Below are 21283 nucleotides of genomic sequence, written 5' to 3' on the forward strand. Positions count from 1 at the left end.
GCCGTCAAGCCACGTCAATTCCGTCAGCCCGGCAGCCCGCGCCGGGCGATCAGATCGTGTGCGACTCGGCCAGGAACTGCGCCAGGCCCAGCGGTTCGCGGCCGGTGAGTTCGTGCACGGCCGACGTCGGCCCGGCGAGTTCTCCGGCGGCGATCGCCGTGTAGGTGCTCACCCAGGCGTCCACCTGCCACCGCGGAGCACCATAGGAGGCGCGCGAGGCGTAGGCCTCCTCGATCGTCTCGTTGTGGAACGTGATGGTCCGGCCGGTCCCGGCGGTGATGAGCTCCGCAGCCCGGGCCAGGGAAAGATCCTCGGGGCCGGTGAGGTCGTAGGTTTTGCCGATGTGCAGGGCCGGGTCCCGGAGCACGGTCACGGCGGACCGGGCGATGTCTGCCCGGGTGACGGCCGCCATGACGCCGTCCCCGGCGGGTCCGCGGATAACGCCGTCCTCGGCTGCCAGCAACGGCAGGAAGTCGAGGTAGAAGTTGTCCCGCAGGAAGGTGTAGTCCATCCCGGAAGCCTTGATCCGTTCCTCGGTGGCGAAGTGGTCCCGGCCCAGAGTGAAGGTGGAATCTGCTGCCGCGCCAAAGAATGAGGTGTAGACGATGTGCTGCACGCCGGCTGCGGCCGCCGCGTCCACAAAGCTGCAGTGCTGCTGCAGCCGGTCTTCGGCCTCGGCGGCGGAGACCATAAAGAGCGTCTTCACCCCCTCGAGGGCTGCCTTTGCGAGCACCGGATCGGCGTAGGTGACGACGGCGGGGACGGAGCCTTCCAGTTCCGATGCCCGGCTGAGGTCGCGCACCAGGAGCCGTTGCGGGCTGCCGGCGTCGGCCAGCTGCCGGGCCACCATGCTGCCCAGCTGCCCGGTGGAACCGGTGACGGCGAGCGTGGGCGCGGCGGTCATGGGCCTACGCCTCCCGGGACGCGGGCGACTTGGTCTGTGCCGGGTCGCGTTCGGCGAGCGAGCCGATGGCGGCGTCGATTTTCGCCATGATGCCGGTGTCCAGTTTCACGCCAGCGGCTGCCACGTTCTTTTCGATTTGCTCCGGCCGGGATGCACCCATGATGGCGGAGGCCACGTTCTTGTTCTGCAGCACCCAGGCGATGCTCAACTGGGCCATGGTGAGTCCGGCTTCCTCGGCGATCGGCTTGAGCTGCTGCACGCCGGTGAGGACCTCGTTGGACATCCAGCGTTCGATCATCTTCGAACCGCCCTTGGAATCCGTGGCGCGGCTGCCCTCCGGTGCCGGCTTGCCGGGGTGGTATTTCCCGCTCAGCACCCCCTGCGCCATCGGCGACCAGACGATCTGGGAAAGGCCAAGTTCCTCCGACGTCGGAATCACCTCGGCCTCGATGACCCGCCACAGCATGGAGTACTGCGGCTGGTTGGAGATCAGCTGGAAGCCGAGTTCCTTGGCGAGGGCGTGGCCGTCGCGGATCTGGCTGGCGGTCCACTCGCTGACGCCGATGTAGAGGGCCTTACCCTGCCGCACGATGTCCGCGAAGGCCTGCATGGTCTCTTCGAGCGGGGTTTCGTAGTCGTAGCGGTGGGCCTGGTAGAGGTCCACGTAGTCGGTCTGCAGCCGGGTGAGGGAGCCGTTAATGGCCTCCATGATGTGCTTACGGGACAGGCCAAGGTCGTTATGGCCCTTGGGGCCGGTGGGGCCGAAGACTTTGGTGAAGATTTCCAGCGACTCACGCCGCTCGTCCTGGAGGGCCTTTCCCAGCACGGTTTCCGCGGCCGTGTTGGCGTAAACGTCGGCGGTGTCGAAGGTGCTGATACCGGCGTCGAGCGCTGCCCGGACGCACTGGGTGGCGACCTCATTTTCCACCTGCGCGCCGTGCGTGAGCCAGTTGCCGAAGGTGATTTCCGAAATCTTGAAGCCGCTGTTCCCGAGGTATCTGAATTCCATGGGTTTCACCGTAGCCGACTTGACTGCCGGGGGTAAGGCCCTCAGCCGGCTTTGCGCTCCTGCGCCTGCGACTTGGGTGTTTGTTTGTTTGGGTCCCTGCTCAGGGGTTTCCGGGGCAGCGGAAGGCGGCCGGGGAGGGACACGAGCGAGCCGGTGTCCAGCAGGGACTTCGCAGACGGCATCGGGGCTTTCTGGAAGGCCGGCGGGACGGTGCCGAGCTGGCCGTTCCGGTCCGTGGCTGACTCCACGAGCGGTGCTACGGCCGCGACGTCCCGTGCCGGAGCCGTGGGGCTTGGCAGTTCGCGGACCGAAACCTTGACTGCCGGGGCGGCCTCCGCCTTGGCCCGGGCGGCGGCGCGGGCATCCGCCTGCGCGACGGCGGCAGCCCAGTCCGGCGACAGGGCAGGTTCTTTCTTAGCGGGCTTATCCGGCTTCGCGGATTTTGCCGGCTTGGCAGCACTTGATGGTTGGGCAGCATTCGACGGCCGGGCCGGTTGGGTGGCCCCGAGGGACCGGACCGGGCGGTCCCGATGGACGGCGTCGGCGGTTCTGCTGGCGGTCTTGAACAGCCCGCGGCCCACCGCCATGATGGTCACCGCAGTCAGCCTGCCGACGCCCGCAATCACCAGGGTGGCCACAAAAACAAGGAAAAGACCGAAGAACATGACGAGCGCCACGGCCAGCGTCCCTAAGAAGGTCAGGTTGAGAGCGATGGTTGTTGGATCTTCCATTTCACCTCTCCTGGCTGGCCTTCCCGCGACGCTCCCCGCCACCACCGGCGGTCAGCAACACCCCTTAACCATACGGACTTTTTTCCATGGACACGCAGCCTTGCGGCCTCTTCGCGGAGACGTGTCAAAGCTGTTACCGGTTCCGCCGCCTCAGCCCCGGTGGATCCTGCGTCTATAGTCGGAAGGAGCCCAGCCGGCGTGGTCCGGCCTCCGGAAAGGACAATTGTGACGCCCCCAGCCGCCGCCCCTCCGGGAGCCGATGCCCAGCCGGCCCGGGCCCCGTTCCGGGGCAACTGCCCCTGCCTTTCCGGGGAACAGTACGGCGTGTGCTGCGGCCGTTTCCACGGCGGGGAGGCGGAAGCTCCGACAGCTGAACAACTGATGCGCGCCCGGTACAGCGCCTTCGTCGTGCTGGACGCCGGCTACCTGCTGCGGACCTGGCATCCGGAGACCCGGCCCGCCGAACTTGCCCTGGATCCGGACCTGCAGTGGCGACGGCTGGACATCCTGTCCACGTCCCGCGGCGGCCCGCTGGACACCGAAGGGACTGTTGAGTTCAAGGCTTACTTCCGGCACGACGGCGAACGGGGAGTCCACCATGAGACGAGCCGCTTCGTGCGGGTCGACCGCCGCTGGTATTACGTTGACGCCGCCGTCGTCGAGTTCGGCTGAATGGCCGGCCTGCGCACCTGACGCTTAAAAGGCCGCCGGGCGCCGGGCAACGTGGCCCGGCGCCCGGCAGGTCCGGACGGGTGACTGCCGGACTAGCGTTCCTGGACGGTGTCCGCCGGGGCGAACCCGGCGCGATCCACCTTGCGGTGGAAGTGCATGCCGGCTGTGCCGCCGAGGACGGCGCCGACCAGGGCGACCGCGGCCACCACCACTGCTGCGATGATGCTGGTGGTGGTCAGTTCGCCCTCGTTGACCGGGATGCGCGGGAAGCTGTTGAGCTGGGCCAGGATGTTGTACTGCTGGCCCGCCACGACGCCGAGGATGGCGATGACGACCGCGGCAATGAGGGCCCAGACCCACACCATCAACCCCTGCTTGGCGCCGTTGAAGCGGGCCATCCGGCCGGCGACGTAGCCGCCGGCGTAGTAGGACACGAACAGGATCACCAGCAGCACGATGATGCCGACGATTCCCACGGACTCGTTGCCGGAGGCGACCGTTGCGTTCACGTCGGTGTTGGTGGCGAGGCCGACGGCGGTGCCAGCGGCAGCGACCAGCGCGGTCAGCAGCACAGCCATGCCGGTGGCGGCGAGCCAGCCGAAGAAGGCCGAGCCGATCTGGATTCCGCCGAACTGCTCCCTTTCGCGGGCGACCACCGTTTCACGGGTGGGAACCTCTTCGACCACAGTGTCCGGTCCGGGGGTGTCACGTGCGTAATCGTTGTCGCGCACGGCGGTGACGGGCTGGCTGCGGGTCGGCTCCGGGCGGACCGTGTCCTGGGCCCGGGTGGGCGCGTCGGAACCGGCGCCGGTCGGGATGGCGCGGGTGTCGTTGCTGCCGGCAGTGTCGTGGCGGGCGGCATCCTGCCGGGCGTCGTGGATCCGGGCGTCCTGGCTGACGGCCCCATCCTCGTCACGGGCGCGCCGGGGAGTGCGATCTTCGGGGCCTGCTGGGTTGCTCATGAGGACTGCTCACTTTCACTGAATGACCCGCGCTCATTGTTTGGGCCGGGCACCGCAAGGCGGAGACCGGTGTACAGGTCTCAGTTCCACCTAATCACGGGCAGCCAAAGGTAGCAAGGATGCTTACTATTTTATGGCGGGGTGGCGGGAACGGGATGGCGCACCCGCTCAGCGGTACTTCCGGTGCAGGTTCGCCTTCACCGACGCACCGGGGCTGGCATCGGCAATCCAGGGCCCGGTCCCTTCGGACTGGTCCAGGACCCCGGCTTCCAGCCACTCGTAGTCGCCGGCCAGGACCTTGCGGACGAGCACGTGGTCGCCGTCGTCCGTGTTCCTCCAGAGCTGGTCGAAGTACTCGTCCACCCGCACGCGGGCCTGCTCGCAGTACGCCTCGGCAAGTTCGTAGGCGGAAGCCCCCTTTTCCGGCTCGGTCCGCAGCAGCATTTCCGCCCGGGAACAGCAGGCGGCCATGGCAAACAGTTCGGCCCCGATGTCCACGATCCGGCCCAGGAACGCCTGTTTGTGCTCGAGCTTCGCCTGCCACCGCCCCATCCCGTAGAAGGTCTGCCGGGCCAGCCGCCGGGAGGACCGCTCGACGAAGCGCAGCTGCTTGGCGAGCCGGCCGAAGTCGTTGTAGGAACGCGGGTCCATGCCTGCCCCGGCGACGAGCTTCGGCAGCCACTTCGCATAGAAGCCGGACGCGCCGACCGCAGCTTTGGCCTTGTCGGAGAGGCTGGCGTCCTCGGAGGCGAGGTCTCCGGCGGCCGCGAGGTGCGCGTCCACGGCCTCGCGGGCGATCAGCAGTTTCATGATCTCCGAGGATCCCTCGAAGATCCGGTTGATCCGCAGGTCGCGGAGCTGCTGCTCGGCGGGCACGCCGCGCTCGCCGCGGGCCTCCAGCGAGTCCGCGGTTTCGAAGCCGCGGCCGCCGCGGATCTGCACCAGCTCGTCGGCGATCCGGCAGCTGATCTCGGTGCACCACAGCTTGGCCAGGGCCGCCTCGATCCGGACGTCCTTCTGCCCGGCGTCGGCCATTTCGGCGCACAACTCAAACACAGCGTCCAGGGCGAAGGCGCTGGCCGCAATGAAGGCGATCTTCTTGCCCACAGCTTCATGCATGCCCACTGGCCGGCCCCACTGGGTGCGGGCGTTGGACCATTCCCGGGCGATCTTCAGGCTCCACCGCCCAGAGCCAACGCAGAGCCCCGGGATGGAGAGCCGGCCGGTATTGAGCGTGGAGAGGGCGATCTTCAGGCCCTGTCCCTCGCGGCCCAGCCGGTTGGCTGCTGGCACCCGGACCTGGTGGAAGCGGGTGACGCCGTTCTCGATGCCGCGCAGGCCCATGAAGGCGTTGCGGTTTTCCACCGTGATGCCGGGGGAGTCCATCTCGACCACAAAGGCGCTGATGCCGCCCTTGTGGACCGTGCCGTCAGCGTCGGTACGGGAGGGGACCACCGCCATGACCACCACGAGTTCGGCGATCACGCCGTTGGTGGTCCAGAGCTTCACGCCATCCAGGACGTAGGACTCCCCGTCGTCGGTGGGGACGGCGGTGCTGCCCATCCGGGCGGGGTCACTGCCGACGTCGGGCTCGGTCAGCAGGAACGCGGTAACGGCGCCGGCGGCGCAGCGCGGCAGGTACTCCTGCTTCTGCGCGGGCGTGCCGAAGACCTTGACCGGCTCGGGGACACCAATGGACTGGTGCGCGGAGAGCAGGGCGCCGAGGCTGGGGTGGACGGAGCCCAGCAGCGCCAGCGCCCGTCCGTAGTACACCAGCGACAAGCCCAGCCCGCCGTAGTCGCGGGGGATCTTCATGCCGAACACCCCGAGTTCGGCGAGGCCCTTGAGGTATTCATCCGGGATCAGCGCATCGCGCTCGATGGTGCGCCCGGACATCGTGCGGCAGAAGTCGGTCAGGCGGGCCATAAAAGCTTCCCCGCGTTCGACGTCGTCCGCCGGGGCTTCCGGCCAGGGGTGGATCAGGTTGAGGTCAAAACTGCCGAGGTACAGTCCCTTGGCGAAACTTGGCCGGTCCCAGCTGGTCTCGCGGGCGGCTTCGCTGATGGCCCGCGCGTCGGCCGCGGTGGCGTCGGGACCGATCGTCTCAGAGGGGACGGGGACATCCGAGGCGGGGCTGTCGGCGGGATTGTCGGTTGCTGGGTTCTCAACGGCGGAGCTCATCGGGCATCTCCTCTAACCGGGGTCACCGGCTCGAGCCCTGGATCCGCCGTGGGTGGAGGACCCTTCAGCTGTCCCGCAATACTACCCGCGGGTAGGTGCCTGTACTAGGGGCCGATTGGCCCATAATTTCCGCCGCGATATCCCCGACGAAGTCACCGGCGAAGTCGCCCGGAAGTTCCACCGTGGAGGCGTGGTGGACCAGCCGGTCCCAGAGGTGGTTGATGCCGTGGACAAGTCCCAGCAGGACAGTTGAGGCGATGATCCAGGCGAGCCGGCCGACACCCACGAGCACGAGGGCCGCGAAGGACGCCGTCATCATGAAAAGTGTGATTACCAGCGCAAACACGAGCGTTCCCACGAACACCAGCGTTGCCGTTTCCACTGCACTTAGATCGAACTGCATTCTTCCCCCTGCACCATTGCTTCGGCTGAATCAGTAGCCCGAGCGTAGGGTGCGGGAGGTGCGCTAGCCAGAGCCGACAGCCCGTGCCGGGATTCTTGATACGGGATCGAAATGCTACCGGGGCGTAGGTCACGGGGCGGTTGCGGTACCCTCACGGGGCGGTTGCGGTAGCTTGTGCCCCGCGGCCGGGAATGACGGCCGGGGCCTGCGTTAACCTTGTAGCTGGCAGTTTTTCCTTATCCGCTGCCCGATCCAGATCCCCACGGCAGTTGTAAGGAGAGTGCGTGTCCCGCTCCGCCCTGTCCTCCGCCGACGCCATCAGCGCCCGGCTGAGGGACCTCGAACTCCTTACCAAGGGTCCCGCGTGGGCGCTGACCCGCTCGGCGCCATGGGTGATCGCCGTGCTGCAGGCATCCTTCACCCGCACCCGGCCGCAGCTTCCGCTGGAACAATTCCACGCCGACGTCGACGCCTTCCTTGAGCAGCTCCGCCGCCAGGACCCGGGGCTGGGCGGCGCCGCCAACGGAAAGACGTTCGGCGATGAGTGGACCCGTAAGAACTTCCTGACCCGGCGGAACCAGTCCGGGCAGATCGTGTATGAGGTGACCGAACCGGCGGCCCGTGTCATCGCCTTCCTGGAGAGCCTCTCCAGCGAACGCTCCACGCTCAACGGGTCCCGGCTCGGCACGCTGCTGGGCGACGTCGAGAAGCTCGCCAATGAGACGAATCCGGACCAGAGCGCCCGGCTGGAATCCCTCGAGGAAGAGATCGGCGAACGGCGCCAGCTGATCGAGGACATCAGCTCGGGTGACTTTGACGGGCTGCTCGACGACGAGGAGGCCGTGGAGGCCGCCGGGAACATCCTGGACCTTGCCGCGAGCCTGCCCGCGGACTACAAGAAGATGCGTGACCGGATCGAGGAGCTGGTGGGCGAGCTTCGCAACCAGATCATCGAGGAGTCCCTCAGCAAAGGCGCCACGATGGCCCAGGTGCTGGAAGCGGACAAGCGGCTTCGGCAAAGCCCCGAGGGCAGGACGTTCCGTTCCTTCACGGCGTTCCTGGAGGACCCGCAACAGCAGCTGCGCTTTCGGTCCGCAATCGGCGAGGTGCTCAGCCGCCAGTTCGCCGATGACCTCAGCCGTGAGGAACGCGAGACGCTGAAAAACCTCGTCGCGGAACTGCGCACCCAGCACAGCCAGATCCAGCGGATCTACGGCAAGCTCAGCGAAAGCCTGAACACGTACGTCCAGAGCGACGACTTCCGCCAGTCCGTCCGGCTCCGCAAGGTCCTCCGGGAGGCCGAGCAGGCCATCCGGTCCCTGCCGTACGAACGCGAACGTCCCGGGCTGGTTCGCGGCCCGGTGCTGTTCAACGCCGGCTTCGAGTCCCTGGCCATGGTCAAGTTGTTCGACCCGGACGAGTTCGCGGCCCCGCCCAGGCTGGCCGACCCGATCGCGTTCAGCGACTCGGACCGGGTGCGCTCGCCGCGGACCGGCAAGGCCAGCCCCGCCGCGATCCGCGCCGCGTTCGCCGGCGCTGCCAGCCTGGCCGAGGCCTGGGAGCAGCTCCCGCCCGGGGAACGCCACATCAACTCCATCCGCGCCCTGCTCTCCCACGCCCTGCACGAAGGTGCCGGCTTTGACCGCGAGGCGTGGGACACCCTCGACTTCGAACAGATCGACGGCTCCACGCGCACCGCGTACCTGCCGGTCGTCACGCTCAAGAAGGACTGAAGATGACTGAACTTCCCCCAGACACAGTGGAAGACACGGCCGAGGCAGCCGAAGGTGAGGCGGAGGCTGCGGAGCCTGCCCAGCACGTGCACACCGACCCCTTCACGGTCACCCCGCGCGACACCTTCGTCGACGGCGCTGCGCTCTTCCCGGGGGACACCGGCGTGCTCCCGATGAAGGTGCGCCAGGCCCTCGTAAAGCTCCTCAAGGGCCCGTACATCGACGGCGGCCGGGACGAAAAGCTGTGGACCACGCTGCTGGACAACCAGCTGATCCTGCGCAGCCGCCTGTCCGAACTCTTCCTGACCCTTCAGCTGGACCACGAACGCAAAGTCGCCGTACTGCGCCCGGTGGACCCCGAGGCCATCGGCGGCAGCACCCGCTCCAGCATCCTGCGCCAGCAGCGGGCCCTGAGCCGCGCGGAAACCATCGTGCTGCTCCGCCTGCGCCTGCTCCTGGACCGCCACGTCACAGCCCAGACCGACCCGACGATCACGCGCGAGGAAATCGCCGAACTCGTGGCCCACTACCAGCCCTCCGGCCAGCAGGACGCCCTCCGCGATTCCGACGTCGTCAACCGCGCCATCACCAAACTCCTGGCCCGCCAACTCCTCCTCGCCACCGGCCTGGACGAGGTCTACACCATCTCCAACGCCCTCCCCCTGGCCCTCCCGTTCGAAAACATCGGCGACATCCCGGCCCAAATCGACGCCCTGGTCGCAGCCTCCACCGACCCCTCAGGCACCGAACCGCTGCTGGAGTTCGACAGCGAGACCGCCGCCGGCGACGATGACAGCGATGAAGCAGCCGAAGGGGCGGGGGCGGCATCGCCGTCGGCGGCACCCGACCCGGCAACCGAAGCGGAGAACGCCAAATGAGCATTGCAACCATGCTCCCGATGGGCGAGCTCACGAACCCCGGCCAGATGCGCCTCGCCCTGGTCCAGGTGGTCAACTGGGGCACCTTCCATGGCGCCCACACGATGCACGTGGACCGCAACGGCACCCTGCTGACCGGCAATTCCGGCGTCGGCAAGTCCACGCTGTTCGACGCGATGCTCCGGGTCTTCGATGCGCGGCCACGCTCCAATGAGGCCGCGGCCCAGCGTGCGGGCGGCGCGGTCGAGGACAAGCGGACCACCTTCACCTACATGCGCGGCAAGGTGGGGGACAAAGCCGTGGGCGAGGGCTCGGCGAGTGCGTTCCAGCGCCCCGGCGCCACCTGGTCCGCCGTCGCGCTGACCTTCGACAACGCCGCCGGCACCCGGGTGACCGTGTCGGCGCTGTTCGACCTGCCCAAGAACGGCACGGAATCCAGCGTCGGCCGGTACTACCTGATCGACAACAAGCCGCTGGACCTCACGGCGATTGAGGGCATCGCGGAGAAGCGCTTCACGAAGTCGGCGCTGGACGTGATCTTCCCGGACGCCCAGGTCTTCGACGTGCACAAGGCCTTCGCGGAACGCTTCCGGCGCCTGCTCGGGATCAATTCGGACCAGGCCCTGCCGCTGCTGCGCGTCATCCAGGCCGGCAAGGGCCTCGGCGGCAGTGTGAACAACTTCTTCCGCGACCAGGTCCTGGACGCGCCCGCCACGCTGACCGCGGCGGATGACGTTGTCGAGGAGTTCAGCAACCTGATGTCCATCCGGCAGCGCCTTGAGGACGTCCGGCAGCAGCGCGACCAGCTGGCGCCGGTCCCCGGGCTGAACAAGGAGTATGCCCAGTCTCTGCTCGATGCGAACCGCTTGCGGGAGCTCGCGGGCGAGGAATTCGAGGCCTACCGGCAGCAGCTCGCCGTCACCGTCCACGAGAAAACACTCGCCCGGTTCAAGGACCTGGCCCAGGCGAAGGCCAAGGAACTCGGCGCCGAGCGCGGCATCCGGGACGGCCTGGCCAAGGAGCTGCGGCAGCTGGAGGCGGATTACAACAACCAGGGCGGCAACGCGATTTCCGCGATTGAGCAGGCGCTGGAGAACGCCCGGGTGGGGCTCAAGCTCCGCCAGCAGGTGGAGGAATCGGCCCGGAAGGCCCTCGCCGATGCCGGACTGGAACTCCAGTGGTCCGCGGCCGGCTGGGAGCAGGCGCACGAGCACGCGGCCGCCCGCTCGGCCGAGCTGAAAGACGATTCGGAGGCGCTCAAGGAGCTGCGCTTCGAGGCGTTCGACGGGCACGCGACCAGGAAGCGTGAGCTCGCCGCGGCCCAGCAGGAACTGGTGTCGCTCAAGACGCGCAAGTCCCTGTTGCCGCCGTCGAGCATTGAAAACCGCAGCGCCATCGCGGCGGCCACGGGCGTGCCCGAGGATCAGATGCCGTTTGGCGGCGAGCTGATCGACCTGGCAGAGGGCCAGGAACGGTGGCGGCCGGCCGCCGAGCGCGCGCTGCGCAGCCTCGCCACCACACTGCTGGTCCCCGGCGAGCACTTTGGCGCCGTGACCCGCTACCTCAATGACCATTCCGTCCGCGGTGCGCTGCGCGCGGTTGACGTCTCGAAGCCCCTCGCCGGCGGGGCGCTGGCCGTGCAGGACGCGGCCGACGGCGATCTGCTCACCAAGCTGGACATTCTCGCCATGGGACCGACCGCGGACGCGGGCGAGTGGATCCGGGAACGGATCGCCCTCGACTTCGCGTACCCGTGCGTTGAGGACCCGGATGACCTGGCCCGGCTGGACAAGGGCCTGAGCCTGGGCGGTGTGGCCAAGCGCAACCGCCATACCGTCGAAAAGGACGACCGCTTCACCAGCCGGCAGGACTATGTCCTCGGCTTCGACAACGCCGCCAAACTCGAGCTCGTGGCGGCCCAAGTCGAGGACCTGCAGCAGGAACTCGCCAAGGCCGCCGAACTTGCGCAGAGCCGGGAAGAGTCGCACCAGGGAATGAGCCGGCAGCTCGAAGCCCTGCGCCGCGTGGCCGATGACCACCGGCCCTGGGAACAGCTATCGGCCGCCGTGGCGGCGGACGAACTCTCCCGGATCGAGCAGCGCCTCAAGGACGCCCTCGCTGCGCAGGCGGACCTGGAACCACTGCGCGCCAACATCGAGGCGGCCCGGCACAAGCACCAGTCCAGCACCGAGGCCGCGGCCGTGCTGCAGAGCGAATACAAGGCTGTCGACACGCAGCTGTCCACCGCCGATTCGCTGCTGGACGCCGCGCGGGCGCGCCTGGCGCAGGCGCCGCCGTCGGACGCCACCGTCACGGCGCTGGAACCGTATTTCACGGACTTCGGCGACGTCCTGGAGATGCACGAGCTGGACAACCTCGCCAACCAGGTCCGGACCCGGCTCCTCGCCGAGCTGCACGCTGCCGAATCCCGCGGGCAGGTGACCTCGGAGCGGCTCACGCGCATCTTCGAGGGCTTCGTCCGCGAGTGGGGAACCGCGATTTCCGCGGACCACGGCACCTCGATCGGCGCCGCGGGGGAGTTCGAAGCCCGCTACCACGCTATTGTCAGTGACGGCCTGCCCGCGCAGGAGGCCGAATTCCGGCAGTTCTTCAACCAGCGCACGCACGAATCCTTCAGCACCCTGCTGCACCTGCTGGACGAGGAGCGCCGCTCGATCAGCAGCCGCATCCTGCCGCTCAACGGGATCCTCTCCGAGGTTAACTTCCATGAGGGCAGCTTCCTCGAACTCGACATCAAGCCGACCCTGCCCGCCACCGCGAAGCAGTTCAAGGATGCGATCCAGAACGCGCTGAGGGTCCGGCACATCCGGCCCGGAAAGGCGGCGGCTCCGGCCTCCGGCGCCGCCGGAGCTTCCAGCACGGAAGTGGACGACGACGCCGAGCTCGGCAACCGCTACAAGTCGCTCGAAACGCTCGTGAAGCGGCTCGGCTCGCAGACCCCGGAGGACCGGCGCTGGCGTGCCGAAGTGCTGGACGTCCGCGGGCACCTCTTCATCCAGTGCAAGGAACACCGCGAGGTCCAGGGTTCCCGGGCAGCGAAGGGCGGGCGGAAGAAGACCGAGGTCTTCATGCAAGCGGACACCGGCTCGATGTCCGGCGGCGAGCGGCAGCGCTTCACCGCCTTCATCATGGCCGCGGCGCTGAGCTACCAGCTGGGCATCGCCGAGCAGGGCTTCACCACCTACGGCACCGTGATGATGGACGAGGCCTTCGTGCTGGCCTCGGAGGAATTCGCCGGCGCCGGCATCAAGGCGCTGCACGAGTTCGGTTTCCAGCTGCTCCTGGCCGCACCCGAGAACGTGATCGACCTGTCCCGGCACCTCGGTTCCGTCACCGAAATCCTGCGGGACAAACGCACCAACCGCTCCGGCGTGCTCACCGCTCCCGCGATCGGCCCGCGGCCCGGAACCGAGGGAACCTGGCGCTCCGAGGCGAACCCGGTGGACATCGTCCTCCGCTGACCGGCTGAAACGTCCGCCGAAATATAGCAAATCGGTGGAAGTATGGCTTCAGCTCTGGCAGGGATCTTTTGGGTGCGTGCCAATCTTTAGGGCATCACCCCCTTCGCCCGCGCTCCACCAGGCGCGTTGCGGAACACCCGGACCACACCGCACCACCCCTGCCGAGCCTGAGGGCGACCTCATGAAAGGCATCACCATGCGCCCTGCACATCGCGCACCCACCGTGGTTGTCCTCGCGGCCGCTGCCCTCCTCGCCGTGGCCGGCTGTGGGACCGCAGGCTCCGGCGGCACGCCGCCGTCCGCCGGCGCGGCCCCGTCGGGGTCGACGAGCGCCACCCCCGGCCCGGGGGCATCCGGCCCGACAACGGCGGCCAGCGTTGAACCAACGGCGTCCGCTCCCGCCCCTGCCGCGACCAAAACCTATACCTTCCCGGACGGCCGAGTGTCCTTTGAGTACCCTGCGGATTGGCGCGTGGAACTCTTCACCGGAGAGCAGCAGCCGGCGACGTCGGGCACCGCAACCGTCTTCGACGCCAGCGGCACCGCGCAAGCCACTATTTACTCCGGGAAGATCGCCGATGGAGTGGGCTACCGCGTGGCACGGACCGTGTTGGAGTCCGCACCCGTCCCGGGCCTGGCGCAACGGCCCCCTCCTGCCGCCCACTATTCCTTTTACGTGGACCGGATGGATGACAGGCCGACATACCGCATGCACCTGACAGCCGGAGCGCCGCAGCCGGGGGACGGATCGGCGCTCGACGGGATTATCCGCGTCGGCGACGGGGTGTTGCTCGCCGAGGTGAAGTTCATCGACCAGCCCTTCGAGAGTGACGCGGCGGCTCAGTCCTGGCTGTCGGGCACCGAAGGGAAATCCCTTAAGGCGCTGCTGTTGAGCATCTCCCACCGCGCTTAGCTGCCACACGAGCCCGCTAATCGGGCAAATAGGTTACGAAAGGTTTGCGTAATTTACGCAAGGGTAGGCTAGCCTTACTTAGGTTCGCATCATTGACCTAAGGAATCCCATGCCTCTCCCTGCCCCGAGCCGCGCCGTGCCCGGACGCCGCTTTCTCCGCGCCACCGGCCAGGCAACTGCTGCCCTGGCCGCCGTCGCGCTCTCCTTGACGGCCTGCTCCACCGGACCGGCCGGCTCGACGGCGCCGTACGCCCCCAGCCAGTCGGCCAGCTCCGCCTTCCCGGTGACCATTGAGCACGCGTTTGGCGAGACCACCATCGAGGAGCAGCCGGCGCGGGTTGTCACCGTGTCCTGGGTCAACGACGACGTGGCGATTGCCCTCGGTGTGGTTCCGGTAGGTGTCCCGAAGAACGAATGGGGCGGCAACGACCAGGGATCCACCCCGTGGAAGGACGCCGCCCTTGAGGACCTCGGCGCCGGCATCGGCTCCGACAAGGCCCCGGTCCAGTTCTCCGAGGCCGACGGCGTCAACTTCACCGAAATCGCCAAGCTCAACCCGGACGTCATCCTCAGCGCCTACTCCGGCCTGAGCGAAGAGGACTACACGAAGCTCAGTGAAATTGCCCCGGTCGTGGCCCACCCGGAGGTGGCGTACGGAACGTCCTGGCAGGATTCCACCGCCATCATCGGCAAAGCCCTCGGCAAGGACGCCGAGGCCACCAAGCTGGTCGCCGACACCGAAGCCACGATCCAGGGCAAAGTCTCGGAATACCCGCAGCTGGCCGGCAAAAGCTTCATCTACGGCAACCTCGAGCCGGCCAAGGGCGACGGCGTCAACGTCTACACCGCCAACGACAACCGCCCTCGCTTCCTCAGCGAGATCGGCATGAAGCTGGCCCCCGTGGTGGAAGAGAATTCCAAGGGCTCCAAGGAGTTCTTCATCCCGTGGTCCGCAGAGAAGGCCAACGAACTCAGCTCTGACGTTTTCGTGACCTGGGTCCCGGACGCAACAACGGCTGAAGCGATCAAGACCGACCCGCTGCTCAGCCAGATCCCGGCCATCAAGAACGGTGCCCTGGTCGCCGACTCGGACAACACCCTCACGCTGTCCATCTCCGCGTCCTCTCCTCTGAGCCTGCCCTGGGCCCTCGACACGTTCCTGCCGCAGCTCGCCAGCGCAGCGGACAAAGTCACTGGCGCCGTGAAGTAGCCACCACACTATGAGCCCACTGACGACGACGGCGGTTTCCGCAGCCGCCCGGCCCGCCCCGGAGATCCCGGCCGCCCCCGCCCGGGGCCAGCGTGCACTCTGGCTGCTGGCCGCCGTCGTCGTGCTGGCGCTCGTGATCCTGGCGTCGTTCGCCATCGGAGCCCGGGGCCTGGCCCCGGGAACCGTCTGGCAGGCACTGACCCAGTTCGATCCGGCCAACGGCGACCACGCCGTCGTCCACGCCCGGATCCCGCGCACCGTCCTGGGCCTGCTCGCCGGGGCCGCCCTCGGGCTGGCGGGCGCCGCGATGCAGGGGGTTACCCGCAATCCCCTCGCCGACCCTGGCATCATCGGAATCAACGCCGGGGCCGCGCTGGCGGTTGTCACCGGCATCTACGTGTTCGGCGTGACCTCGCTGACCGGGTACATCTGGTTCGCCTTCATCGGCGCCGCGGCCGCCGCCGTCGTGGTCTACCTGATCGCGTCGCTCGGCCGGGACGGTGCGACGCCGGTGAAGCTCGCCCTCGCAGGCGCCGCCCTGAGTGCTGGTCTCTTTTCGCTCATGAACGTCATCCTGGTGTCCAGCCGGGACACCCTGGACCGTTTCCGGTTCTGGCAGGTCGGCGGGATCGCCGGCCGCGACTGGTCCGTGATCCTCCCGGGACTGCCGTTCCTGCTGCTGGGAGCCGCGGTTGTGCTCGCCACCGGCCGGATCCTCAACAACCTCGCCCTCGGCGACGACATCGCCCGCGGCCTGGGCCAACGTGTCGGGTTGGCCCGCGGCATCACCGCCCTCGGGATCGTCCTGCTTTGCGGAACAGCCACGGCGCTGGCCGGCCCGATCGGCTTCGTGGGCCTCGTCATTCCGCACGCCGTCCGCTTCCTCACCGGCCCCGACTACCGCTGGATCCTGCCCTTTTCGCTGGTCCTTGCCCCGGCCCTGCTGTTGAGTGCCGACGTGATCGGCCGCGTGATCCTTCTTCCGGGTGAAATCCCCGCCGGGATCATGACCGCGCTGGTCGGTGCTCCGGTGTTCGTCTGGCTGGTCCGGCGCAGCAAGGCGGCCGGGCTATGACCGCCGTCCCGAAGACCGCACCCGGCATCGCGAGCCCCGCGATGGAATCCGCCGCCGAGGTGCCACGCGGCGCCCCTGTTCGGCCCAAACATCGGCGCCATCTGCCACCTCGCGCGGCTGTGCTCAACCGGACGGGCCTCCTGGCCCTGGCCGTCGTGGCGCTCTTCGCGGCGAGCGTGCTCCTGGGCAGCTACACCGTCACCATCCCCGACTTTTTCAGGATCCTGGGCGCCCACCTCACCGGCGGGGAGAAGATCCCCGGCGCCAGCTTCATCGTGATGGAGCACAAATTGCCGCGCGCCGTCGTGGGAACGCTGATCGGGGCGGCGTTCGGGCTGTCCGGTGCGATGTTCCAGACCATGCTCCGCAATCCCCTGGCCAGCCCGGACGTCATCGGCATCAGCTACGGGGCCAGCGCCGCTGCCGTCACGGCGATCGTGGTCTTCGGCGCGACCGGAGCCGTGGTGTCGGGCGCCGCCTTCGCCGGTGCCCTGGGCGTGGCCGCCCTCATCTACGGGATCTCCCGCAGCGGATCCCTTGGGTCCGGGGGACAGCGGGGCGACGCCGCGGGCAGCCGGCTGATCCTGGCCGGCGTGGGTATTGCCGCCGCCCTTCACGCCGTGGTCAGCTTCCTGATGACCCGGGCGGACATCCGTACCGCCGCCGAGGTCCTGATCTGGCTCAACGGCTCGCTCAATTCCGCGAACTGGGAACGGGCCGGAGTCCTCGGTACTGCACTGCTCGTGCTGGTTCCCGCCGTCGCGCTCCTCGCCGGCCCGCTGCGCATCCTCGAACTGGGCGATGACACCGCCGCGGGCCTCGGTGTCCGGGTCGGTGCCGCCCGGCTGGGCATCGTGGTCACCGCCGTCGGGCTTGCCGCTGCGGCAACGGCGGCGGCCGGGCCTGTGGCCTTCGTCGCGTTCCTCGCCGGGCCGATCGCCCGCCGGTTCGTGCGCAAGGCGAGCCTGCCGGCGTCGGCCCTGGCCGGCGTGCTGATCGTCCTGAGCGCCGACTACTTCGCCGCCAACATTGCGCCGCTGCTACTGGCCGGAACGGTTCTGCCGGTCGGCGTGGTCACCGGCGCCCTCGGTGCCCCGTTCCTGCTCTGGCTGCTCGTCACTTCCAACCGAAAGGACGCCTGAGATGGCAACTCTCCAGACCTCCGGCCTGCGGCTGAAATACGACCAACGGACCGTGATCGAGGGGCTCTCTGCGGAAATCCCGGAGAGCAAGGTGACCATGATTGTCGGCGCCAACGCCTGCGGCAAGTCCACCCTGCTCCGGGGCCTCGCCCGGCTGCTCAAGCCTGCGGCCGGCACGGTCACCCTCGACGGGCGGGACATCCACCGCCGTCCCGCCCGTGAGGTCGCCCGCACCCTGGGCCTGCTCCCGCAGCATCCCACGGCACCGGACGGCATCACCGTCCGGGACCTCGTGGGCCGCGGCCGCTACCCGCACCAGGGGTTCTTTCGGTCCGGGTCGACCGGCGGCTCCCAGCACGACGAGCGTGCCGTGCAGCAGGCGATGGCCGCCACCGAAACGCTGGACCTTGCCGGGCGCAACGTGGACGAACTCTCCGGCGGGCAACGGCAGCGGGTGTGGATCGCGATGGCCCTGGCCCAGGAAACCGAAGTGCTGCTGCTGGATGAGCCCACCACCTACCTGGACCTCGCCCATCAGGTGGAGGTCCTGGACCTCATCACGGACCTCAACCGCCAGCGCGGCACCACCGTGGCGATCGTGCTACACGACCTCAACCTCGCCGCCCGGTACGCCGACCACATCATCGCCATGAAGAACGGCCGAATCGTCGCCGAAGGCGCCGCAAAGACCGTGGTCACCGAGGCGCTGGTCCGCGAAGTGTTCGGCCTGGAGTCCAGGGTGCTCCCGGACCCGGTGTCCGGCGCACCCCTGATCATTCCGCTGGGCCGCCATCATGCCGCTGTCCCGCAAACCACAACCCTGGAGCTGGTCCCATGACTGCCACGAACCCCACCCCGGCCCGCACCCGGGCGGCCCCGAAGGCCGCACCCGCCACGGAACCCATGACCCTGGCCTTCGAGGTCCAGGTCACGGCGGTCCAGCAGCTCGGCCCGAACTTCCGGCGGGTCACCTTCGGCGGCTATTCGCTGCGGGACTTCGGCGTCAACGGCAGCACCCTGGACCTGCGCATCAAACTCATGATCCCGTCGCTGGCTCCCGACGGCACCGCGTTGCCGTTGCCGGAGTTCCGGATGGAGCAGTCCGGCTGGTACCGCGAGTGGCTGGCCATGGACCCGGGGACCCGTGGTTCGATGCGGACCTACACCGTGCGGCAGGAACGCCTCGACGCCGTCTACCCGGAGCTCGATGTCGACTTCGTGCTGCACTTCGACAACGCCGGCCACGGCGGACCGGCCGCCAACTGGGCCCTGAACGCCAAGCCGGGGGACACCCTGACGCTGATCGGCCCTAACAATCGGGCCGCGCACTGCGTCACCGCGGAAACCTACGCCGGGATCGAATGGCGTCCGGGACTGGCCCAGCGGGTCCTGCTGGCCGGAGATGAGACGGCCGTCCCTGCCATCAGCGCCATTCTCGAGAGCCTGCCGCCGTACTTCAGCGGGCATGCCATCCTGGAGGTTCCGGAGGCCGGCGACTTCCAGGGCATCACGACAGCCGCCGACGTCGAGATCACCTGGCTCGCGCGCGGTGCGGCGATCGGCCGGTCTCGTCCGCACGGCGAATTGCTGCAGGAAGCGGTCCGGGCCGCAGTGACCCTCCCCGGCTGGGTCGGGCTCCGGCCATCCGTTGAGCCTGCGGCCGGCCCCGAGCCCGAAGACGTCAACGTGGACCACGACATCCTGTGGGAGACCCCTGCCCGGATGGATGCCGCGGCGATCAGCGCCAGCCGGAATCCGGACAAACCCGCCGGGGCAATGCCGTTCTACGCCTGGATCGCCGGGGAAGCGGGGGTCGTCAAGGAGATGCGCCGGTATTTGGTGCGGGATGTCGGGATTGACCGGAAGCAGGTGGCGTTTATGGGGTACTGGCGGCAGGGGAAGGCCGAGCTCTAAGCGATGCTCCCTGTTGCTCCAATTGTTCCGACGCTCCCGGCGTGTGGGCTTCGCGCCAGGCTTGCGGCCGCAGCCGCTGCTTTGTCGTCGCTTAGACACCTCCCTTCGCCTCCTTCGGCCGCGGGCGGCCTCTTTCGGCTCCGGTCGGCGATGCGCTCCTTTGCAAAGCACCGGCGGCGGACTTGTGGTTGGCTCACCTTTGGTGTGCCCCCGCGTCACTGACACTTCGTTGCCATTGGGGTCCTCACCTGATGTGCCCCGCTTGTTAACCCTGGCGCCGTCCGGCTCGTTTAGCGTGGGCGGTATGGTCGAGAACCTTGTGGGCCCGGGCGCTGACGGGCGGCGGGTTTATGTTGCTTTGGGGGATTCCTTTACCGAGGGGGTGGGGGACTACAACTCCCGGCTGCCGAACGGGGTGCGCGGCTGGGCGGACCGGGTGGCGGAGCAGCTGGCCAAGGCAGACCCGGGGTGGGAGTACGCGAACCTCGCCATCCGCAGCAAGAGGCTCCGGCATATCATCGCGGAACAGCTGGAACCCGCGCTCGCCATGAAACCGACCCTGATCACCCTGTACGCGGGCGGGAACGACATCCTGGATATCGGGACCGACATCCGCGCCCTGATGAAGGACTACGAGTTCCTGGTCGCCAGGCTTGCCTCGAGCGGGGCCACGGTGGTGCTCTTCACCGGTTTCGACGTCAGGGTCTCGGCGCTATTGGAACCCCTCAAGAAGCGGAACGCCGTCTACAACCAGCGGGTCCGCGAGCTGGCGGCGAGGTACGAGGCGGTGCTGGTGGATTACTGGTGCTTCGACGCGTTCTACGATCCGCGGATGTGGGATTCGGACCGACTGCACATGTCCAAGGCCGGCCACAAGTATCTGGCCGGCCAGGTACTGAACCAGCTTGGGGTTGCGCACAAGGTCAAGCCCAAAGACTGGGAGCCCCCGGCGAAACTCGGACTCCGCGGCTGGGGGCGCCGGCAGCGGCGGTGGGTCAACGACTGGGTCCTGCCGCTCTTCGTGCGCAAGCTCCGGGGCGTCACGCTGGGGGACGAGCTCGGACCGCGGTGGCCGGAGCCGGTCAGAGTGCCGCCCAAGGCGGGTCTGAAGAAACTGACGCCCAAGGCCCCGCCGGACTGAACTGTCTTCCTCCGCCGGGTGAGCCGGCGTCAGCTGTCCAGCAGGTTCTCGTAGCCCGGGGCCACCCGGCTCGCATGGAACTCCTCGACGTCGAACTCGGCAACGCCGTTGATATAGAACGGGTCCTTGGCCAGCGAGGCATCCAGGTCGTCGCGGTCCGCGTTGGAGAGCAGCAGGGCGCCGGTGCGCGGGATCTTCCGCCCCGCAACCATAAAGATGCCCCGGTCGAAGGCATCCTGCAACCACGTGACGTGTGCCGGGAGGTGGAAGTCAACGATCTCTTCGGGGACCTTGTAGGTCAGGGAGACTACATACATAGGGTCAGCCTAGCGCCTGTCCGTGGCGCCGGGGCGGGATTTTTCCCGTCACGGAATCCGATGAAGTTGAACCGTCAATCTTAAATCCTCCTAGACTGTATCCATGACTGAACCGCGCTGGCTGAACGCCGACGAACGCCGGGCCTGGCTGGCCCAAGTGAGCATCAACACCCTGCTTCCGGCAGCGCTGGACACCCAGCTGCACCATGCGCGCAAGCTCTCCCTTTTCGACTACAACGTCCTCGCGATGCTTTCCGAGGCCGACGGCCGGTTTCTGCCCATGAGCGAACTGGCCGCGCGCACCAGCGCGTCCCTGTCCCGGCTCTCCCATGTGGTCACCAAACTGCAGAACCGGGGCTGGGTGGAGCGCCGTCCGCACCCCGGCGATGCCCGGGTCACGACGGCGCACCTCACCGACGCGGGAATGGAGACGATCGAGGAGCTCGCACCAGGCCACGTCGAGGCCGTCCGTTCGCTCTTCCTTGACGCCCTGAGCGCGGAGGACGTCGCTGACCTTGCCCGGATCGGCGAGAAGATCGTGGGCCGCCTGGACGAGGACCACTGGATCCTGCGGGAGACTAAGCAGGGCTAAGGGCCGCCGCAAGCCTTTTCGCGG

At 68.1% G+C, this 21283-nt stretch carries 19 protein-coding genes; 12 read left to right on the forward strand and 7 right to left on the reverse strand.

Going from position 1 to position 21283, the window contains the following annotated elements:
* Nucleotides 1-49: 49 nt before the first annotated feature.
* The 3 genes from AC50YC_RS08175 to AC50YC_RS08185 are packed head-to-tail and all read right to left on the reverse strand — an operon-like array spanning nt 50 to nt 2644.
* Complete coding sequence (locus AC50YC_RS08175; RefSeq protein WP_494953041.1) at nt 50-904, reverse strand: SDR family oxidoreductase; 855 nt, start codon at nt 902-904, stop codon at nt 50-52.
* Between the two features lie 4 nt (nt 905-908).
* The gene (locus tag AC50YC_RS08180) at nt 909-1913 is read right to left on the reverse strand and encodes an aldo/keto reductase family protein (protein ID WP_494953042.1); all 1005 of its coding nucleotides are present in this window, start codon (nt 1911-1913) and stop codon (nt 909-911) included.
* Nucleotides 1914-1954: 41 nt separating this feature from the next.
* Complete coding sequence (locus AC50YC_RS08185) at nt 1955-2644, reverse strand: hypothetical protein (RefSeq protein ID WP_494953043.1); 690 nt, start codon at nt 2642-2644, stop codon at nt 1955-1957.
* Between the two features lie 324 nt (nt 2645-2968).
* Between AC50YC_RS08185 and AC50YC_RS08190 the strand changes: the two genes are divergently transcribed.
* A complete protein-coding gene (locus tag AC50YC_RS08190) occupies nt 2969-3316 on the forward strand; it encodes a YchJ family protein (protein WP_494953076.1) in 348 nt (115 codons plus the stop codon).
* A gap of 92 nt (nt 3317-3408) precedes the next feature.
* On the opposite strand, the gene AC50YC_RS08195 is transcribed toward AC50YC_RS08190, so the two are convergent.
* The 3 genes from AC50YC_RS08195 to AC50YC_RS08205 all read right to left on the reverse strand — a co-directional run bounded on the left by AC50YC_RS08195 (nt 3409) and on the right by AC50YC_RS08205 (nt 6862).
* A complete protein-coding gene (locus tag AC50YC_RS08195) occupies nt 3409-4278 on the reverse strand; it encodes a TIGR04086 family membrane protein (RefSeq protein ID WP_494953044.1) in 870 nt (289 codons plus the stop codon).
* Between the two features lie 168 nt (nt 4279-4446).
* Entirely contained in the window at nt 4447-6459 is a 2013-nt protein-coding gene (locus AC50YC_RS08200; RefSeq protein ID WP_494953045.1) for an acyl-CoA dehydrogenase family protein, read from the reverse strand.
* A gap of 64 nt (nt 6460-6523) precedes the next feature.
* Nucleotides 6524-6862, reverse strand: a complete 339-nt coding sequence (locus AC50YC_RS08205) for a hypothetical protein (RefSeq protein WP_354171148.1) — start codon at nt 6860-6862, stop codon at nt 6524-6526.
* A gap of 284 nt (nt 6863-7146) precedes the next feature.
* Between AC50YC_RS08205 and AC50YC_RS08210 the strand changes: the two genes are divergently transcribed.
* From AC50YC_RS08210 to AC50YC_RS08255, 10 genes are all read left to right on the forward strand, one after another.
* Nucleotides 7147-8595 (forward strand): DUF3375 family protein, encoded by a 1449-nt coding sequence (locus AC50YC_RS08210; protein WP_494953046.1) that lies wholly within the window; start codon nt 7147-7149, stop codon nt 8593-8595.
* Nucleotides 8596-8597: 2 nt separating this feature from the next.
* Nucleotides 8598-9473, forward strand: coding sequence for a DUF4194 domain-containing protein (locus AC50YC_RS08215; RefSeq protein ID WP_494953047.1), 876 nt, complete (start codon nt 8598-8600; stop codon nt 9471-9473).
* Nucleotides 9470-12955 (forward strand): ATP-binding protein, encoded by a 3486-nt coding sequence (locus AC50YC_RS08220; protein ID WP_494953048.1) that lies wholly within the window; start codon nt 9470-9472, stop codon nt 12953-12955. Before AC50YC_RS08215 ends, AC50YC_RS08220 begins: the two co-directional genes overlap by 4 nt.
* A gap of 196 nt (nt 12956-13151) precedes the next feature.
* Nucleotides 13152-13868 (forward strand): hypothetical protein, encoded by a 717-nt coding sequence (locus AC50YC_RS08225; RefSeq protein WP_494953049.1) that lies wholly within the window; start codon nt 13152-13154, stop codon nt 13866-13868.
* A gap of 109 nt (nt 13869-13977) precedes the next feature.
* Nucleotides 13978-15078 carry an iron-siderophore ABC transporter substrate-binding protein gene (locus AC50YC_RS08230; protein WP_494953050.1) on the forward strand — a complete coding sequence of 367 codons (1101 nt, stop codon included), beginning with the start codon at nt 13978-13980 and terminating at the stop codon, nt 15076-15078.
* A gap of 10 nt (nt 15079-15088) precedes the next feature.
* On the forward strand, nt 15089-16153 hold the full coding sequence (locus AC50YC_RS08235) for a FecCD family ABC transporter permease (RefSeq protein WP_494953051.1): 1065 nt from the start codon (nt 15089-15091) through the stop codon (nt 16151-16153).
* On the forward strand, nt 16150-17295 hold the full coding sequence (locus tag AC50YC_RS08240; protein ID WP_494953052.1) for a FecCD family ABC transporter permease: 1146 nt from the start codon (nt 16150-16152) through the stop codon (nt 17293-17295). Before AC50YC_RS08235 ends, AC50YC_RS08240 begins: the two co-directional genes overlap by 4 nt.
* A 1-nt stretch (nt 17296) precedes the next feature.
* Nucleotides 17297-18133, forward strand: coding sequence for an ABC transporter ATP-binding protein (locus AC50YC_RS08245; RefSeq protein ID WP_494953053.1), 837 nt, complete (start codon nt 17297-17299; stop codon nt 18131-18133).
* Nucleotides 18134-18198: 65 nt separating this feature from the next.
* Entirely contained in the window at nt 18199-19209 is a 1011-nt protein-coding gene (locus AC50YC_RS08250) for a siderophore-interacting protein (RefSeq protein WP_494953077.1), read from the forward strand.
* Between the two features lie 304 nt (nt 19210-19513).
* Nucleotides 19514-20350: an SGNH/GDSL hydrolase family protein gene (locus tag AC50YC_RS08255; protein WP_494953054.1), complete on the forward strand. Its 837-nt coding sequence runs from the start codon at nt 19514-19516 to the stop codon at nt 20348-20350.
* 29 nt (nt 20351-20379) lie between these two features.
* Here AC50YC_RS08255 and AC50YC_RS08260 read toward each other — a convergent pair whose 3' ends face one another.
* Nucleotides 20380-20667, reverse strand: coding sequence for a YciI family protein (locus AC50YC_RS08260; RefSeq protein WP_494953055.1), 288 nt, complete (start codon nt 20665-20667; stop codon nt 20380-20382).
* Between the two features lie 103 nt (nt 20668-20770).
* On the opposite strand from AC50YC_RS08260, the gene AC50YC_RS08265 reads away from it, so the two are divergent.
* Nucleotides 20771-21259, forward strand: coding sequence for a MarR family winged helix-turn-helix transcriptional regulator (locus AC50YC_RS08265; RefSeq protein ID WP_494953056.1), 489 nt, complete (start codon nt 20771-20773; stop codon nt 21257-21259).
* The last annotated feature ends 24 nt before the right edge of the window (nt 21260-21283 follow it).

This window comes from Pseudarthrobacter sp. MDT1-56 (assembly GCF_059383555.1).

What these genes read in the sequence shown, in the direction of transcription:
- AC50YC_RS08175 (WP_494953041.1), bottom strand. Translation starts at nt 904, where the DNA reads ATGACCGCCGCGCCCACGCTCGCCGTCACCGGTTCCACCGGGCAGCTG.
- AC50YC_RS08180 (WP_494953042.1), bottom strand. Translation starts at nt 1,913, where the DNA reads ATGGAATTCAGATACCTCGGGAACAGCGGCTTCAAGATTTCGGAAATC.
- AC50YC_RS08185 (WP_494953043.1), bottom strand. Translation starts at nt 2,644, where the DNA reads ATGGAAGATCCAACAACCATCGCTCTCAACCTGACCTTCTTAGGGACG.
- AC50YC_RS08195 (WP_494953044.1), bottom strand. Translation starts at nt 4,278, where the DNA reads ATGAGCAACCCAGCAGGCCCCGAAGATCGCACTCCCCGGCGCGCCCGT.
- AC50YC_RS08200 (WP_494953045.1), bottom strand. Translation starts at nt 6,459, where the DNA reads ATGAGCTCCGCCGTTGAGAACCCAGCAACCGACAATCCCGCCGACAGC.
- AC50YC_RS08205 (WP_354171148.1), bottom strand. Translation starts at nt 6,862, where the DNA reads ATGCAGTTCGATCTAAGTGCAGTGGAAACGGCAACGCTGGTGTTCGTG.
- AC50YC_RS08215 (WP_494953047.1), top strand. Translation starts at nt 8,598, where the DNA reads ATGACTGAACTTCCCCCAGACACAGTGGAAGACACGGCCGAGGCAGCC.
- AC50YC_RS08220 (WP_494953048.1), top strand. Translation starts at nt 9,470, where the DNA reads ATGAGCATTGCAACCATGCTCCCGATGGGCGAGCTCACGAACCCCGGC.
- AC50YC_RS08225 (WP_494953049.1), top strand. Translation starts at nt 13,152, where the DNA reads ATGCGCCCTGCACATCGCGCACCCACCGTGGTTGTCCTCGCGGCCGCT.
- AC50YC_RS08230 (WP_494953050.1), top strand. Translation starts at nt 13,978, where the DNA reads ATGCCTCTCCCTGCCCCGAGCCGCGCCGTGCCCGGACGCCGCTTTCTC.
- AC50YC_RS08235 (WP_494953051.1), top strand. Translation starts at nt 15,089, where the DNA reads ATGAGCCCACTGACGACGACGGCGGTTTCCGCAGCCGCCCGGCCCGCC.
- AC50YC_RS08240 (WP_494953052.1), top strand. Translation starts at nt 16,150, where the DNA reads ATGACCGCCGTCCCGAAGACCGCACCCGGCATCGCGAGCCCCGCGATG.
- AC50YC_RS08245 (WP_494953053.1), top strand. Translation starts at nt 17,297, where the DNA reads ATGGCAACTCTCCAGACCTCCGGCCTGCGGCTGAAATACGACCAACGG.
- AC50YC_RS08250 (WP_494953077.1), top strand. Translation starts at nt 18,199, where the DNA reads ATGACCCTGGCCTTCGAGGTCCAGGTCACGGCGGTCCAGCAGCTCGGC.
- AC50YC_RS08255 (WP_494953054.1), top strand. Translation starts at nt 19,514, where the DNA reads ATGGTCGAGAACCTTGTGGGCCCGGGCGCTGACGGGCGGCGGGTTTAT.
- AC50YC_RS08260 (WP_494953055.1), bottom strand. Translation starts at nt 20,667, where the DNA reads ATGTATGTAGTCTCCCTGACCTACAAGGTCCCCGAAGAGATCGTTGAC.
- AC50YC_RS08265 (WP_494953056.1), top strand. Translation starts at nt 20,771, where the DNA reads ATGACTGAACCGCGCTGGCTGAACGCCGACGAACGCCGGGCCTGGCTG.